We start from the raw sequence: 17,393 nt of genomic DNA, 5'->3' as shown, positions 1-17,393 counted from the left end.
AAAGCAATAATTTGAGCCTATAACAAAATTTGTGTTTCTACATCAACTTTCTTCCATTCACTAGGCTCTGTTAAATGCTGAATTACATATTGAACTAATTCAAACCCTTTCAACATATTCAACTGTTGCAAATTAAACTGCTGACCAGTTTTAATTTCCTGCTGTTGCTTTTTAGCCTGTTCCTTTTTTTCTTCCAAATTCTGCACCAAATTTGCCACCACATTCATCACATGAAATAAATTTTCAATATCTTTTTCATCACTAATCACGCGCTAAACGACTGTTCACCAAATTTGCCATCATTTCAATATGTGCCTTGCTGGCATTTAAGGCGGGAATATATTGATAGCGTTTGCCCCCGTTTTCCAAGAAATAGCCTCGGTTTTCTTGGTCAATTTCTTCTAAGGTTTCTAAACAATCTGCTGAAAAACCAGGGCAAATGACGGCCAGTTTTTCAATGCCATTTTTGGCTGCGGTTTGCATAAATTCATCTGTGTAGGGTTGTAACCATTCTTCTTTACCAAAACGAGATTGGAACGTCATGTTCCATTGGGTTTCCACCAGTCCTAATTTATCCACCACGGCCAAGGTGGTTTGGCGACAATGTTCAGGGTAATAATCACCTCGCTGTTCATAGCGAACGGGAATGCCATGATAAGAAAACAGCAAAAAGTCATCCTCTTGCATTTGTGCTCGAATACTGTTGGCGAGAGCGTTAATATAATGTTCATCTAAATGATAAGAGTGAATAAATTCAAACGGCACAATATGGCGTTGGCTTTTTAGGGCTTGCGCAAAGGCGTCCAATACAGAGGCCGTGGTGGTGCTGCTGTATTGCGGATACAGCGGTAACACAATGATTTTTTCCACCTGTAAATCTAACAAATTTTGCACCGCACTTTGCATGCTTGGATTGCCGTAGGTCATGCCAAGTTCAACGATAATATTTTGATTTTTATCCGTAAAATAATCTTGCAACGCCTGTTTTTGTTGTAAGCTAGTAGCCAGTAGGGGAGAACCTTGCGCTGTCCATACGGCTTGATAGTTTTTGGCAACACGCTTAGATCGTTTCGGGAGAATGAGGCCATTTAAAATAGGCCACCAACGCCATTTGGGTAAATCCACTACACGAGGATCACTTAAGAACTGGCGTAAATAGGGTTTGATCGCTTGCGCTGTGGGGGCGTCAGGCGTGCCGAGATTGGCGAGTAATACACCGACTTTTTTATTCATTATGGATCACCGAAAGGGTTAAACGAGAAACGCAACAGAGTTTATGTTCTTCATTGCGAATATCAATTTGCCAAATCTGTAAGGTACGGCCAATTTTTACTGCGGTAGCCCGTGCCGTGACGGTTTCGCCTTTATACACAGGGCGTAAATGGCTGGCATTGATTTCTGCCCCCACCACAGCTTGTTGGTTTTCTGTGCAACAATGTCCCGCTGCCGATCCCACGGTTTCGGCGAGGGCGGCGGAAATCCCACCATGTAAAATTCCGACGGGTTGCATGGTTTTTTCATTGACGGGCATACGGGCTTCAAGCCAATCTTCGCCTTTGGCACTAAATTCAATGCCTAAATGTTGAACAGCACAGTTGATACAGGCTTGATTGAGATCATCAAGGGTAAATTCACGTTTCCAAATACTCATAATTTTCCTAATTAAATAACGTTAATAATGCTTGAACGGGGTGTTTTGGCTTAAAATGGTCAAAACGATTCACTTGGCTACGGCAAGAATAACCCGTGGCTAAACAGCGTTCTGGATTTTTGCCTTGTAATTTCGTTTGCCAAGATTGCTGATAAATAGCTTTTGACATGGCTTGATTATTCACATCATGGCCGAATACGCCAGCCATGCCACAACAACCGACATTTTGCACTTGCAAGGTTTCACCAAAGGCCGCAAAAATTTGTTGCCATTGTTGCGGACTGGTTGGCATTAACGTGGATTCGGTACAATGCGCAAATAATTGCCAATTTTCTTTTGTGGTTTCTGGCTTTAAACTGCGGTGAAAATCTTGCAATTTTTTCACCGCACTTTCAATCTGGGTGGAATGCAGTTGTGACATTAGCCACTCGTGAGCGGTGATAACTTGAAATTCCCCTCGATCTTCGCCTAAGGTTTCCTTATATTCGTCCCGATAGGACAGCACAATGGCGGGATCCACGCCCACCAACGGCATGCCTAATTTTGCCACACGATTTAAAAAGTCAGCTTGATGTTTGGCAGTGCGAGCAAATTGCCCTAAAAAGCCTTTGATATGTTGCGCTTTGCCATTCGGTTTAAAAGGTAACAAAATTGCCTGATAGCCAAGTTTTTGGCACAAAGCGACAAAATCACGTACCACTTTGGCATCATAATAAGAGGTATAAGGATCCTGTACGATCAACAACATATTGGCTTTGGCAACCTCGGATAGGTTTTCCAACTGTTCCAAGGTTTTCCCCTGATAGCCAATTTCCACTAATTGTTGTTGTAAATTCGGTTGTGATAACAGTGGTAAATCCACCATGCCTAAGGTTTTTTCCACCATTTTTTGCACCGGTTTTAATTGGGTGAAAAAATTAAAAAATTGCGGCGCTTTCGCCATATAAGGGGCGGCAATTTCTAAATTCGCCACCACATAATCTTTAGCGGGGCGCAAATAGCGTTGATGATAAAAATAGAAGAATTTGGCACGGAAACTTGGCACGTCAATTTTAATTGGGCATTGGCTAGCGCAGGCTTTGCACGCCAAACAGGTATCCATGGCAAATTTGACTTCGTGGGAAAAATCATATTCCTGTTTTTGCTTGAAAGAATGGCGGATTTTTTGCACAAATTCGGCCAGTTTAATGGACGATTTTTTGAATTCTAATTGCTCCGGTTGAACCTGTTCATTTGCCATTAAACGCAACCATTCACGCACCATTGCTGCCCGCCCTTTCGGCGAAAACACCCGATTTTTGCTCACTTTCATGGACGGACACATCACGCTATGTACATCAAAATTAAAGCACAATCCGTTGCCATTACAATTCATGGCGCCTTTAAATTCTTCCCGCATTTTAATTGGAATTTGTCGATCTTGATCGGCACGCATTGGCGAAAGCAAACCATACAGCTTGTCCGTACAGTCTAACGGCATGCAAATTTTACCGGGGTTTAACCGATTTTGGGGGTCAAATAAGGTTTTCACATAACGCAATTCTTGCCACAGTTCAGGGGTAAAAAATTTCTCACCATAGTAAGAACGAATGCCCTTGCCGTGTTCGCCCCAAATTAACCCGCCGTATTTTCGGGTCATGTCGGCTACTTGATCGGAAATTTGTTTGAACAATTTCACTTGCTCAATATCCGTTAAATCCAAGGCGGGACGCACATGTAAAACGCCCGCATCCACATGGCCAAACATGCCATATTGTAAATTGTGGCTATCAAGCAACGCACGAAATTCTAAAATATAATCGGCTAAATTTTCCGGTGGCACACAGGTATCTTCCACAAAAGGAATGGGTTTAGCCCAACCTTTGGCATTGCCAAGCAAGCCCACCGCTTTTTTGCGCATAGCATAAATGCGCTCAATGGAGGTCAAATCATGGGTGACTTGATAACCGATAATATCGTCTTGTTGATGGGCGATTTTGTGGTCTAATTGTTCACAAAGTGCGGTGACAAATTGCTGAATTTTTACCTGATTATTGCCCGCATATTCCACGATATTCAAACCTAAAATTGGATTATCTTCCTCTTCCTTGAGCAAATCTTTAACCGAATGCCACACAATATCTTCTTTTGCCAAGCCTAACACTTTACTGTCCACGGTTTCCACCGACAACGCATTGGCTTGCACCATAAACGGGGCATTCCGTAAGGCAGAATTAAAGGAACGATATTTCACATTAATCAGGGTGCGATATTGGGGAATTGGCGTGAGATCTAACACCGCCTCACAAATAAACGCCAAAGAGCCCTCGGAGCCGGTTAAAATTCGGGTTAAATTAAATTCGCTTTCGTCATCATTAAAGACATTTTTCAGATCATAACCGGTTAAAAAACGGTTTAATTGCGGCAAATCATGCAAAATAGCTTGCCGTTTGGCTTGGCAACGGGTAAAAATTTCTTGATGTAAATGACGACCTTGGGCCGACAAAGTGTCAGGCAAATGATCAGAAAATCCCTCGGTTTTTACAGCAGTTGTGTCTAAAATTTCACCATTCATCAACACCGCACGCAAGCCCAACACATGATCGGAGGTTTTGCCATATTGCAAGGATCCTTGTCCTGAGGCGTCGGTGTTAATCATACCGCCGAGCGTGGCTCGGTTACTGGTGGAGAGTTCTGGCGCAAAAAATAAGCCGTGCGGTTTAAGATATTGGTTAAGCTGATCTTTCACCACGCCCGCTTGCACTCGTACCCAACGCTGTTCCACGTTGAGTTCTAAAATCCCCGTCATGTGACGAGAAAGATCCACAATGATATTGTTATTCAGTGATTGCCCGTTGGTTCCCGTTCCGCCACCACGAGGCGTGAATGTCAGCGTTTGGTATTTTTCTTGTTGCGCTAACTTGGTTAAACGCACCACATCTGTCACGGATTTCGGAAATAAAATGGCTTGCGGTAACAGTTGATAAACACTGTTATCGGTGGCAAGGCTTAAACGATCCGCATAATGAGAGGCCACATCTCCCTCAAAGGCTTGTCGCCGTAAATCATTCAAATAGTCGACGACAAGGGGATTGATCTGAGGAATATCTTTCAAACGGGGTAGCATAAAATCACTCGAGTAAAATAAAAAGTAAACAATGCGGATTTTAGCATATTAGACGGAATAGAAAAGGACAAGTTTTATTTGTATGGCACAAGTTTTAGTTTGTGCCATACGCAGTGAGATTACAGTAATTTTGCCAACAGGTCGGCAATACCATTTTCATCATTCGCCGTCGTCACAAATTTTGCTTGATCTTTGACTTCTTGCTCCGCATTGCCCATAGCCACGCCATAACCGACAGCGGTGAGCATACTGGTGTCATTGTGGTTATCGCCAAAGGCAATCACTTCTTGCGGATCCACTTGCCATTGTTTGAGTAAATCTAACAATTTTCCGCCCTTGCTATTGCCATTATTCGCAATATCCACACGGTCAATCCAAGACCATTCGCAACTAAATTCAGAAACCGGCAAATTTTGCACCGCACTTTCCATATCCGCACGATTTGGCGAGCTGATCACAAATTTCCAGATTTGTTCTTTTGGATGATGGAAAATTTCCGCAAAATCGCTCACTTGACGCACATTTGGACGCACATGCTCAGGACAACTTGCCGCCCATTGGGTAAATTTGGTCATGTGATCATTCAATTTTTCGTAATTCATGGCATCACGGCTGTACATCAATAAATCCAAATGATGTTGCTCCGCAATTTTTAACACAGTTTCACATTGGCGAGCAGAAAGCGGATTAGCCAATTCTACTTCGTCTGTGGCGGGGTGATAAATGTAAGTCCCGTTACAGCAAACAATCGGGGTGTCTAATTGTAATTCATGGTAATAAGGTTTGACGGCGGTGTGATGGCGTCCCGTCACAATCACCACTTTTACGCCTTTGGCTCGAGCCGCCGCAATGGCTTGTTTGCTACTGTCTAAAATTTGCCCTTTGGTATTGAGCAAGGTGCCGTCTAAATCAAAGGCGATTACTTTGTATGTCATGTTGTTATCCTTAAAGTGTAAAATTAAATCTATTCTGCGGGGAACATAAACGGATTTACCCCGCTACGGGCAAAGCCTTTTTCTTCCATTTCAATATCTAAGAAAATACTGGCGAGATCGTCGGCGACGGCTTCCACATAAGGGTCTTTTTCTTGATACAGGATTTTCAAATAGCTATGGCAACCACCGCAACTTTCAGTGCGTACCGCAGATTGATCTTTGTCGAGCATCCAATATTCCAATTCTTTGGATTGGTCGCAGTTGGTGCATTTGGCTCTCACCACGTTCCATTCGCTTTCGCATAGGGAACAGTGCAAATAGCGTAAGGCTTGTTCGGTGCCGAAGTGAATAATGCTAGACACGGGGGCAGATTGACAAACTGGGCAGTAGTGCAAGCCCTCGCTACTTTCTTGTTGTGTATTGTGTGACAGATATTGGGTGAGTTGTAACCAATACAGCGATAATGCAGCCCAAATAAACACGGCTTTATCGCTACTGACTTGGGCATAATCTTGTGCCAGTAATTTATCGGCCAACTGTTCGATTTCTTCCGTGGCGGCTTTTTCTAGGCTGTCGATAGTGCCTAGCATTTGTTCGTTGGCCTCTGGTTTGATTTCGCTTAATAGTGCGGTTAAATAATCACGCCATTGTAGACTACGTTGCCAAGTTTTTACGTTTAATGGCTGAATGTCAGCGGTGATTTCAGCGGGTTTGGTGAGTGGATTTTCTTGTAAAATTAATAGTTGTGCATCCACAATTTTGGCCGCAAATTCAAGATAATCAGCGAACGGATGATCTTGAGCTAAATCACGTAAGCGCTTAGCTCGGCGTTCGTAGATATTTTTAGTGTTGGCAAACAGCAAAGGTGGCTGTTGAAAGGAACTTGCTATTTGTTTGATTTCATTTTCTGGGAGTATTCGGATTGCCATAATGTTCTCGTTAATCGGGTTTCTTTTTATGTAAAAAAGTGCGGTTAATTCTACCGCACTTTTGAAGTAATTTATACCCCCTCTCCCTCTGGGAGAGGGCTGGGGTGAGGGTTATCTTAATCTTCGGTTTTGTTTTACCCTCACCCTAACCCTCTCCCAAGGGGAGAGGGGACTTTTTTGGGGGAGAAGTAATCGGCTTACTCAGCCACTTGAGCAGCTTTTTTATTCTCCGCCACTTCTTTTTCAAGCTCTGGTAACACTTCTTCCTTAAACCATTTCGGGTGGTGTTTTTTCGCCCAGCGTACGGTGACCCACCCCTCGACCATACCACGAATGGATCCTTTCACCCAAAACGCCATATACATGTGTACCATAATCCCTGTAAACAAGGCAAAGGCACTGGCAGAGTGGAGCAGGATCGCAATACGAATTACCGGAATCGAGAAGTTATGACTGAAGTATTGACGCCACATAATAATCCCTGTTGCAAGCAAGGTAAACATGGCTAAAATCAAGGTCCAGAATAACATTTTTTGGCCGAGATTGTATTTGCCGTTGTAAGCCACATCATGCTCATGACCGAGTAATACCTGTTTGGTGCCCTTTAACCAGCGAATATCATTTTTCTCTGGAATATTATGATGCCAATAAGTCAGCACCATAATAATAAAGGCGACAAACATTAAAATGCCCGTGAATGGGTGTACCGCACGAGCAATGGCAGGCGTACCGAGAATGTAAGTTAGCCACGCAAAGTCAGGGAAGAAAAAGGCCAAACCTGATAAGCCGGTGGTGAAAAAGCAAATCACCAACAGCCAATGTGCCACACGAGCAGGGGCTTTATGACGAATAATACGTGTATCTTGCGTAATTTCCGTCAGTTTTTCATGTTCACTCATTATTTATCCCCCTTGTTGGCTTTTTTCGCCAGTTTTTCTTGCTGTTTCTTGGCTTTCTGTTCTTCTTTTTCTCGTTTTTTCTGGGCCTTACGTTCGGCGATTTCACGATCTTCTTGTTCAAATTTTTCAAAATGATCATGAACATCTTCTTCCACGTTTGGTCCAACGCTTACATAGTGAGCGACTTCGGCGAGTAATAAACCACCCATTGCCACGGCTGCGGCAGGTTTGAGCAAGTCTTTCCAGATTTCCACAGAAAGATCCACGCTTGGATTTTTTGGCAAGCCAGAATACAGTTCAGGTTTATCCGCATGATGTAAAACATAAATAACATGCGTGCCACCCACGCCCTCAGGATCGTAAATGCCGGCATTTTCGTAGCCACGTGTTTTGAGTTCTTTCACACGTTCTTCGCCATAATGCAACATGTCTTCTTTCGAACCAAAACGAATTGCACCGGTTGGGCAGGTTTTTACGCAAGCCGGTTCTTGTCCCACATTGACCCGATCCACGCAAAGGGTGCATTTATAAACACGATTGTCTTTTGGATTCATCCGTGGAATGTTGAACGGACAGCCTGCAATACAATAACCACAACCAATACATTTATCTGATTGGAAATCCACAATACCGTTAGCGTATTTAATAATCGCCCCCGGTGATGGACAGGCTTTTAAACAGCCCGGTTCGGTACAGTGCATACAACCGTCTTTGCGGATCAACCATTCTAGACGATCATTTTCCTCCACTTCTTGGAATCGCATTACCGTCCATTGTTCCGCATCCAGATCGATAGGGTTGTCGTAAATCCCGACACATTCTTGTGGTGCAGTACGAATATCGTTCCATTCTGAACAGCCCACCTGACAGGCTTTACAGCCAATACAGGTGGTGACATCAATCAGTTTTGCTACTTCCACCACATGCGAACGAGCATGCGGCGGGGGAGTCACAAAAGAAGTTGCTGAGCTTTTAACAATGCTTTGTTCTTGTACTGTCATTATGCGGCCTCCGATACTTTTTCAATGTTAACCAAGAATGTTTTATATTCTGGCGTTTGGGTGTTGGCATCACCGACACGGCTCGTTAAGGTGTTCACCAAGAACGATTTTTTACCCACGGTGGAGAAACCACCATGAATTGGAATCCCCACGGTATGGATTTTTTTGCCATCTACATCAAGGGATTTAACTCGTTTGGTCACCACGACTTTGGTTTTGATAAAACCACGTTTCGAGCTTACTTTCACGGTGTCGCCTTGTTTCAAGCCTTTTTCAGCCGCCAAGTCTTCACTGATTTCCACAAACGGCTCTGGTTGAGCAATCATATTTAACATGGATTGTTTGGTCCAGAAGTGGAAATGCTCGGTTAAACGATAAGTGGTGCCTACATAAGGGAATTCATCAGAATGACCGAAACTGGCTTTATCATTTTCCAAAATTCGTGCCACAGGGTTAGACACCACATTTGGATGCAATGGATTGGTGCCGATCGGCGTTTCAATCGGTTCGTAATGTTCAGGGAATGGCCCCTCTACAATTTTATCCAACGAGAATAAACGGCTCACACCCTCTGGTTGCATAATAAATGGCGTCACATTGCTATTTGGCGGTGCCGTACCGAAGTCGGCAATATCCACATAGTTCCAGTTTTTACCGTTCCATTTCACTAACTGACGTTTTGGATTCCATGGATTGCCTGCTAAGTCAGCCGACGCACGGTTATACACAATACGGCGGTTCAACGGCCAAGCAAACGCCCAACCAAGGGTGTTACCTAAGCCTGATGGGTCGCTATTATCCCGATTGGCCATCATATTGCCTTTTGGTGTCCATTGACCCGTATAAATCCAAATCACGGACGACGTTGAGCCATCATCACGTAATTGGGCAAAACTGGATAACAGATCGCCTTTTTTCGCAATCAAATTACCTTGTGCGTCATACAGATCTTCCAACGCATAACCATTGTTTTCTTTGGCCAGTTCGTCGGCTTTTGGTTCAAGCGGATTAGCGTAGTTCCATGTCATGGCCTCAATGGTTTCCACTGATGGACCGCCCTCTTTATGATACATTTCCAACATCACTTCACGGATTTCAGATAAAATATCCACATCCGGTTTAGCCTCTTTTGGTGGCTCGGCGGCTTTCCAGTGCCATTGTAACCAACGGCCAGAGTTAGCAATGGAGCCATCTTCTTCGGCGAAACAAATGGTTGGTAAACGAATCACTTCTGTTTGAATATCCGCTGGATTCACATCATTAAATTCACCGTGGAAATTCCAGAACTCAGAGGTGTCTGTCGCCAATGGGTCACAAATAATCAAGAATTTCAATTTTCGCAACGCACTTGAAATCTTATTTTTATCAGGATAAGAGGCTAACGGATTATAACCTTGACAGATATAACCGTTGATTTTGCCTTGATCCATTAAATCAATAAATTGCAAGTGATCCAGTTTCTTTTTGTACTGTTTTGGCAAATTGTGATAACCAAATTCATTGTCTTTGGTGGCGTTATCCCCATAGAACGCTTTGAGCATACTCACCATAAATTTCGGTGTGTTTTGCCAGTAGTTCATCTGCCCCTCTACGGTAGCTTTTGGGGTAATCCGTTTCAAGAACGCCTCAAGGCTCACATCATTCTCTGTTGGCAACGGAATATAACCCGGCAACATGGTTGGGAACAAGCCCATATCCGTAGAGCCTTGTACGTTAGAGTGTCCACGTAACGCATTGACACCACCACCAGACACGCCAATGTTACCTAATAACAATTGGATCATGGCCATCGAACGAATATTTTGTGTGCCGACAGTGTGTTGTGTCCAACCTAAAGCATACAAGAACGACGCTGCCCGATCAGGGGCGGCGGTGGAGGCAATGGTTTCAGCAAATTCATAGAACGCTTTTTGTTTGGTACCACAAATACGTTCTACCATTTCAGGGGTGTAACGTTGCACGTGTTGTTTCAAGAGATTGATGACACAACGTGGATGTTGTAAGGTCATATCCCGTTTCGGTTGACCGTTTTCATCTAATTGATAGGACCACGTGGATTTATCATAGCTACGTTTTTCAGCATCATAGCCAGTGAATAGACCATCTTCAAAACCAAAACCGTCGTTAATCAAGAAACTGGCATTGGTATAATGTTTTACGTATTCGTGTTGAATTTTATCGTTGTCTAACAAATACTTAATGACACCTAATAAGAGTGTAATATCCGTACCTGAACGAATAGGCGAATAGAAATCCGCTACCGCTGCTGTACGGTTAAATCGGGGATCCACCACCATTAATTTGGCTTTATTATGTTTTTTGGCTTCAATGACCCAGCGGAAACCCACAGGGTGAGCCTCTGCGGCATTACCGCCCATCACGATAACGACATCTGCATTTTTAATGTCAACCCAGTGATTTGTCATGGCACCGCGACCAAATGTTGGAGCAAGACTTGCTACCGTTGGTCCGTGTCAGGTACTCGCTTGGTTGTCTAAAACTAACATCCCCAATGCACGCCCGAATTTATGGGTCAGCATACAGGTTTCGTTACTGGCCGCTGAGGCGGCTAATAGCCCCGTGGTTGTCCAACGATTGACTGGCGTCCCTTCTTCGTTGACCGATTGCCAGTTGGCATCACGGTCATCTTTGAGTAAACGAGCGACTTTATGAATAGCCTCGTGCCACGAAATGCGTTCCCATTTATCGGAACCCGGCGCACGGTATTCAGGGTATTGCAAGCGGTTTGGACTGTTGACATAGTCGAGTACGCCCGCCCCTTTCGGACATAACGCCCCACGGCTCACTGGATGATCAGGGTCGCCCTCGACGTGAGTGAGTTTACCACGGGCATTCATTGCACCGTCACCAAGACTGTACATCAGCATCCCACAGCCGACCGCACAGTAAGTACAGGATTGGCGTGTTTCTTTGGCTCGTAAAAGTTTATATTCACGAGGCGCAGCCAACGCCGTTGCGGGCATTAAACCTAATGCCGCCACAGACGTTCCCGCCATACCACCTGCACAGACTTTAAAGAACTTACGTCTTGATATCTGCATAGATAATCCTTATCCAACAAAGTTGGAAATAGAGGTAGAAATAAAATGAAAATCTTATAAAACGATTGACATCGTTTTTCGCTTTTGTTGTTAATAAAAAGTTAAAAATCACCTTATAGCATACAATAATTGTAGAAAAAAATCCAGATTTAGCATGTGAATAATGTTGATGCAGATCACAAAATTGACATTAAATTCTTTCTAAAATCAATAGAATAATAATTATTCTCAATTGTTGGATAGGGTCAACATAACAAATTGGATTAACATTGCAGTTTCTTTGATTAATCGGTAGAATCTTTACATCTAAAAATGGTCAATTTTACAGAATCTATGTTTCAAACAAACGCTTTTCCCGCATACCAACAACGTCAGATTCATACTTTGAGAAAATCCTCAGAGGGAGAATTAACAATACAAACCCAAGCAGACTTTTTAGCCGTAGAAACCCCTGTCGCTCTAGTCTATAACGGCATTTCTCACACCGTGATGATGTGTACGCCGAGCGATCTGGAGGATTTTGCTTATGGGTTTTCTTTAACCGAGGGGATTATTGACAAGCCGGCGGATATTTATGGCGTGGACAGAGTGGAAAGTTGCCAAGGTATTGAGGTGCATATTGAATTGGCGAGCCGTTGTTTTATGCGTTTGAAAGAACACCGCCGTACCTTGACAGGCAGAACAGGCTGCGGTATTTGCGGTTCAGAACAATTAAGCCAAGTGAGCAAAAAATTGGCAAAATTACACCGCACGTTGACCTTTGATATTCACCGATTAGACGACTGTTTAACGCAAATTCAACAGGCGCAAATGTTAGGCAAACAAACGGGGTCAACCCATGCGGCGGCGTTTTTCGATCCGCAAGGCAAGTTGTTGGCGATTCGGGAGGATGTGGGGCGACATGTGGCATTGGATAAATTGTTAGGTTGGCACGCCAAAACTGGCAAACCCCAAGGCTTGGTGTTAGTGACCAGTCGGGCCAGTTATGAAATGGTGCAAAAAACCGTGACTTGCGGTATTGAAATGCTGGTGGCGATTTCGGCTAGCACCGATCTTGCGGTAAACATGGCGCAAGATTGCGATCTCACCCTGATCGGTTTTGCACGAACAGGGCGAGCCACGATTTATCACGGCGAAGTGCGGTTAAAATACGATTAATTTTTTGGCGTATCCGATTGGGTTTTGGTGACTTCGAACCATTTTTCTAACAGGCGTTTACTTTCTTTATCCGAACCAAAACGAATAAAATCAATATCAATGAGTTTTAATTTTGTCGGATCGCTTGCTTTGGGTGACGGTTGAGCGTGAATATTGGTGGGGATTTGATAAGAATCACCTTGTCGCCATGGAATTTCCTGAGCCTCTGGACTCATCACCCAATCAATAAATAATTTGGCGTTATCAGGATTTCTGGCCCCTTTAATGATACTCGCCGCCCCCAACGTATAACCTGCCCCCTCGCACGGTAAAATCCCTTTTACAGGGGCGCCTTTGTCTTTTTCTCTCACATAACTGTGCATAAAGCTAATGTCTACGGCGACTTCGCCCGTGGAGAGGCGATTGGTGGCTAAACCGCTTTTGGTATATTGTGTCACGTTACGGTGCAGTTTTTGGAAATAATCAAAGGCTTTTTCTTCGCCCCAAAGTTGCACTAAGGTACTTAAAAAGGAATAGCCCGTGCCAGACACCCGAGGATCGGGATATTGCACCTGATCGTGAAAAGCGGGATCGAGCAAATCGGCAAAGCATTTGGGTGCTTGAATGCCTAATTTAGCCAGTTTTTCCGTGTTTACCCCGATCGCTAATTCCATTAAATAGACAATGGAAATATGATGATTTAGTTTGGTCATCAGCGGTTGAAATTGAGGCATCACATCCGCTTGTAAAGGGGAACGATAGGGTTCGAGCAAACCTTGATCGGCTGCTTGCAAATGTGGCTCTAGTGTACCGCCATACCACACGTCGGCTTGTGGATTTTTCTTTTCTGCTTTGATTTTGCCTAGCACAATTCCCGTGCTATCACGGATAAATTTAGCGTCCACATTGTACTTTTTAGCAAAGGCTTGGGTCACTTTTTCGCAAGTGGTATTTTGCACACTGCAATATACCGTGAGTTTGCCCTCTGCATAAGCATGAGAAAGGGGGTTCATTGCCACTAAAGCAGTACAAAGTGCGGTGTATTTTAGACTGGTTTTGATAGGGTTTTGCATTAACTTATCCTTAATGTTGATGATTAAAATAAGCTAACAGGAATTTGGCTAAGAATGGGACAAAAAGATGATTGATGTTCCGTCCGTTAGTTTCCTACGTCAGCATTAACTGTATCAGGTTCACGGGTATTTTCTCAGCGACTCATTAAAAAAGGGTCGCACCCCGACTAACTACGAGCCTTACTATATGATCGAATTTTGTTGTTGTAAAGCATAAAATTTTAATTGTTTTCCGTGAAAAAACTCGCTATACTGCACTGTAAATAAAAACAGATAAAAGTGATCGTTATGGCAGATATTTCAGAATTACTGGATGGATTAAATGATAAACAACGTGAGGCAGTTTCCGCCCCGTTGGGGAATTATCTTGTGTTAGCGGGGGCGGGTAGTGGTAAAACCCGTGTGTTAACGCACCGTGTGGCTTGGTTGGTTGCGGTAGAAAATATTACCGAGGGGAGCATTATGGCGGTGACCTTTACCAACAAAGCCGCTGCCGAAATGCGTCAGCGAATCCAATCTACTTTGGCGCAATATTCGCAACGTAATCTATTTTCCATGTGGGTGGGGACGTTTCATAGCATTGCCCACCGTTTATTGCGTTCCCATTATGCCGACGCCAAATTGCCACAGGATTTCCAAATTTTAGACAGTGAAGATCAACTGCGCTTGGTTAAACGGCTGTTGAAATTACACGGCTATGACGAGAAAAATTTCCCGCCGAAACAGGCCTGTTGGTTTATTAATAAGCAAAAAGACGAGGGATTACGCCCCCATCAAATTGAAGTCAGCCACAACCGAGAAACGCAAGAATGGGTGCGGATTTATCAGATCTATCAAGAAACCTGTGATCGTTCTGGTTTGGTGGATTTTGCTGAAATTTTGTTGCGAGCCTATGAATTATTTGCGCATAATCCGTTGATTTTACAAAGTTATCAACGCCGTTTTAGTCAAATTTTGGTGGATGAATTTCAGGACACTAATACGATTCAATATGCGTGGATCAAATTACTCGCAGGCAAAACGGGTCAGGTGATGATTGTGGGGGATGATGATCAATCTATTTACGGTTGGCGTGGGGCGCAAATTGAGAATATTCAACGTTTTTTACGTGATTTTCATCAAGCACAAACCATTCGGTTAGAACAAAATTACCGTTCAACGGGCAATATTTTACAATCGGCGAACCAATTAATTACCAACAATAGCAATCGGTTAGGCAAGAACCTGTGGACCAGTGGTGAGCAAGGGGAACCCGTCGGGATCTATGCGGCATTTAATGAATTAGATGAGGCCTTGTTTGTGTCGGCGCAAGTGAAAATCTGGCTAGAAGATGGCGGACAATTACATGATTGCGCCGTGTTATATCGCAGCAACAGCCAGTCTCGGGTGTTGGAGGAGGCCTTTATTCGAGCGGATATTCCTTATCGTATTTATGGCGGTATGCGATTCTTCGAGCGGCAAGAAATTAAAGATGCCTTGGCGTATTTACGCTTAGTGAATAATCCACATGATGATGCAGCCTTTGAACGTGTGATTAACACGCCAACCCGTGGCATTGGTGAGCGCACCTTGGAAACCTTGCGTGAACTTACTCGTGAACGTCAAATTACCCTGTGGCAAGCGACCCAAGTGGCGATCACCGATAACAAATTGGCAGGACGAGCGGCCACGGCGTTGTTGCGTTTTGTGGAATTAATTAACGCCTTGGCATTAGATACCAGCCAAATGCCTTTATTTGAGCAAACAGATTTTGTGATTAAGCAATCTGGTTTGTATAAAATGTACCAAGAAGAAAAAGGCGATAAAGGCGAAGTGCGGATCGAAAACTTGGAAGAATTGGTGTCCGCCACCCGTGAATTTATTAAGCCTGCGGAGGCGGAGGACATGACCGATCTCACCGCCTTTTTAACCCATGCCTCCTTAGAGGCCGGTGAGGAGCAAGCCAGTCCACACCAATCTTGCGTACAAATGATGACCTTGCATTCCGCCAAAGGCTTGGAATTTCCACGGGTATTTATGGTGGGCGTTGAGGAGGGGATTTTCCCAAGTAAACAATCCTTATTTGATTTAGAACGATTGGAAGAAGAACGCCGTTTGGCCTATGTAGGAATTACCCGAGCCAAGCAAAAATTGACGATTTGCTATGCGGAAAGTCGCCGTTTATATAATACTCAAGAACAACATCTTCCCTCTCGTTTTATTAATGAACTGCCAGAAGCCTGTTTACAAACCATTCGTTTACGTGGCACGGTGACGAGAGCCTATAATCAGCAAAAAGTGGACGATCACGCCACGCAAAGTGCGGTGCAAAATAACCGTCTTTTTGCACCACATGGCAGCGGTTGGCAAAAAGGGCAGAAAGTGCGTCACGCCAAATTTGGTCAAGGCACCATTATTAATATTGAGGGTGAGGACAACAATACCAGGTTACAAATTGCTTTCCAAGGGCAAGGAATTAAATGGCTGATTGCGCATTTGGCGAAGTTAGAACAGATTTAACGAAATAAGGCATAAAAGGCGAAATTATGATAAAAGGGGTAATTTTTTCCGTCACAGCGTCGTTGTTATTTGGCGTTATTTATTACCTTTCAACGGTGTTACAACCTATGGCGGGCGATGTGTTATTGGGTTGGCGCACCTTGGTCACGTTGCCTTTTTTACTGGTTATGCTTTATGTAATTAAACAACATCAGGTATTCTTGCAATTTCTGATTCAGCTCAAAAATCAACCCCATTTATGGTTAGTGTTATTGGTCACGAGTGCCAATATGGGGATCCAAATGTGGTTGTTCTTGTGGGCGCCAGTGAATAACCGAGCCATTGAAGTGTCCATGGGGTATTTATTAATGCCGTTAATTATGGTGTTGATTGGGCGCTTTTTATACAAAGAACGGATTTCCAAAATCAAAGCCTATGCGGTGTTGTTTGCAGCCATTGGGGTGTTAAGCAAAATTATTTTATCAGGCACATTTTCATGGGAAAGTGCCTTGGCTTGTTTGGGATATCCGCTGTATTTTGTGATTCGCCGGCGTTTTAATATTTTACATTTTTCTAGCTTTGTGATGGAAATGATTCTGTTGTTACCCATTTCCATTTATTTGGCAAGCCAAGCAGATATGAGTTGGATTCAGTCGCAAAATCCATATATTTATGTTTGGTTAGCGGTATTAGGCATTGTCGGTGCGGTGGCTTTAGGCGTGTATGTGTTGGCGAGCCAATCCTTGCCAATGAATTTATTTGGTTTATTGAGTTACCTCGAACCCTTTAGCATGTTTACCGTGTCATTTTTAATTGGCGAACGTTTAGAAAGTGATTCTTACCTGTTAATGGCGGGCTTATTTATTTCTATTTTGTTATTGATATTTGACGGTGTGTTGCGAATTCGGCAAAAAAGTTAATGTTTTATGAGCAAGTTAGTTGTCAAAGTCGCATAAAAACGATTAAACTAATGTTGTTCTCATCGGGGTGCAGAGTTAACCATCAGGTTAATCAGGCTGAGAAAATACCCGTAGAACCTGAACCGAGTAATATCAGCGTAGGGATTTGGGAAACGTCAAAAAATATTGTCTATTTTGACCGCACTTAAATTCCTTTAATCAT

Annotated in this window: 12 protein-coding genes, 1 pseudogene and 2 riboswitches; of the genes and pseudogenes, 3 read left to right on the top strand and 10 right to left on the bottom strand. The window is 43.5% G+C overall.

Annotation, left to right across the window (positions count from 1 at the left end):
* Positions 1 to 17 precede the first annotated feature (17 nt).
* The 9 genes and pseudogenes from ACTG7Q_RS06290 to fdnG form a co-directional block, all read right to left on the bottom strand.
* Entirely contained in the window at positions 18 to 269 is a 252-nt protein-coding gene (locus ACTG7Q_RS06290; RefSeq protein WP_439242014.1) for a hypothetical protein, read from the bottom strand.
* Positions 262 to 1,233, bottom strand: coding sequence for a ferrochelatase (gene hemH / locus ACTG7Q_RS06285; protein ID WP_439242012.1), 972 nt, complete (start codon positions 1,231 to 1,233; stop codon positions 262 to 264). Before hemH ends, ACTG7Q_RS06290 begins: the two co-directional genes overlap by 8 nt.
* On the bottom strand, positions 1,226 to 1,651 hold the full coding sequence (locus tag ACTG7Q_RS06280) for a hotdog fold thioesterase (protein WP_439242010.1): 426 nt from the start codon (positions 1,649 to 1,651) through the stop codon (positions 1,226 to 1,228). Before ACTG7Q_RS06280 ends, hemH begins: the two co-directional genes overlap by 8 nt.
* 7 nt (positions 1,652 to 1,658) lie before the next feature.
* Positions 1,659 to 4,757: a D-2-hydroxyglutarate dehydrogenase YdiJ gene (gene ydiJ, locus ACTG7Q_RS06275; RefSeq protein WP_439242008.1), complete on the bottom strand. Its 3,099-nt coding sequence runs from the start codon at positions 4,755 to 4,757 to the stop codon at positions 1,659 to 1,661.
* A 119-nt stretch (positions 4,758 to 4,876) separates the two neighbouring features.
* Complete coding sequence (locus ACTG7Q_RS06270) at positions 4,877 to 5,692, bottom strand: pyridoxal phosphatase (protein ID WP_439242006.1); 816 nt, start codon at positions 5,690 to 5,692, stop codon at positions 4,877 to 4,879.
* 29 nt (positions 5,693 to 5,721) lie between these two features.
* Positions 5,722 to 6,621, bottom strand: a complete 900-nt coding sequence (fdhE, locus tag ACTG7Q_RS06265) for a formate dehydrogenase accessory protein FdhE (RefSeq protein WP_439242004.1) — start codon at positions 6,619 to 6,621, stop codon at positions 5,722 to 5,724.
* A 197-nt stretch (positions 6,622 to 6,818) separates the two neighbouring features.
* Positions 6,819 to 7,520: a formate dehydrogenase subunit gamma gene (locus ACTG7Q_RS06260; RefSeq protein ID WP_439242002.1), complete on the bottom strand. Its 702-nt coding sequence runs from the start codon at positions 7,518 to 7,520 to the stop codon at positions 6,819 to 6,821.
* A 107-nt stretch (positions 7,521 to 7,627) separates the two neighbouring features.
* A pseudogene (fdxH, locus tag ACTG7Q_RS06255) lies at positions 7,628 to 8,521 on the bottom strand (formate dehydrogenase subunit beta); the annotation flags it as partial.
* Positions 8,521 to 11,583, bottom strand: coding sequence for a formate dehydrogenase-N subunit alpha (fdnG, locus tag ACTG7Q_RS06250; RefSeq protein WP_439242000.1), 3,063 nt, complete (start codon positions 11,581 to 11,583; stop codon positions 8,521 to 8,523). The pseudogene fdxH and the gene fdnG, both read right to left, overlap by 1 nt.
* A gap of 333 nt (positions 11,584 to 11,916) precedes the next feature.
* On the opposite strand from fdnG, the gene fdhD reads away from it, so the two are divergent.
* Entirely contained in the window at positions 11,917 to 12,741 is an 825-nt protein-coding gene (fdhD, locus tag ACTG7Q_RS06245) for a formate dehydrogenase accessory sulfurtransferase FdhD (protein ID WP_439241998.1), read from the top strand.
* Here the strand turns inward: fdhD and ACTG7Q_RS06240 are convergent.
* Complete coding sequence (locus tag ACTG7Q_RS06240) at positions 12,738 to 13,793, bottom strand: ABC transporter substrate-binding protein (RefSeq protein ID WP_439241996.1); 1,056 nt, start codon at positions 13,791 to 13,793, stop codon at positions 12,738 to 12,740. The genes fdhD and ACTG7Q_RS06240 overlap by 4 nt on opposite strands.
* 74 nt (positions 13,794 to 13,867) lie before the next feature.
* Positions 13,868 to 13,969, bottom strand: a riboswitch (TPP riboswitch).
* A gap of 112 nt (positions 13,970 to 14,081) precedes the next feature.
* On the opposite strand from ACTG7Q_RS06240, the gene uvrD reads away from it, so the two are divergent.
* Both uvrD and rarD read left to right on the top strand, forming a co-directional pair.
* On the top strand, positions 14,082 to 16,292 hold the full coding sequence (uvrD, locus tag ACTG7Q_RS06235) for a DNA helicase II (protein ID WP_439241994.1): 2,211 nt from the start codon (positions 14,082 to 14,084) through the stop codon (positions 16,290 to 16,292).
* Positions 16,293 to 16,318: 26 nt separating this feature from the next.
* Positions 16,319 to 17,191 (top strand): EamA family transporter RarD, encoded by an 873-nt coding sequence (gene rarD, locus ACTG7Q_RS06230; protein ID WP_439241992.1) that lies wholly within the window; start codon positions 16,319 to 16,321, stop codon positions 17,189 to 17,191.
* A 53-nt stretch (positions 17,192 to 17,244) separates the two neighbouring features.
* Positions 17,245 to 17,353, top strand: a riboswitch (TPP riboswitch).
* The last annotated feature ends 40 nt before the right edge of the window (positions 17,354 to 17,393 follow it).

It is taken from the genome of Lonepinella sp. BR2474 (assembly GCF_051851555.1).
Classification (GTDB): domain Bacteria; phylum Pseudomonadota; class Gammaproteobacteria; order Enterobacterales; family Pasteurellaceae; genus Lonepinella.
Note: the sequence above shows the minus strand (reverse complement) of the source record. Positions and strands in the feature narration are given on the sequence as shown.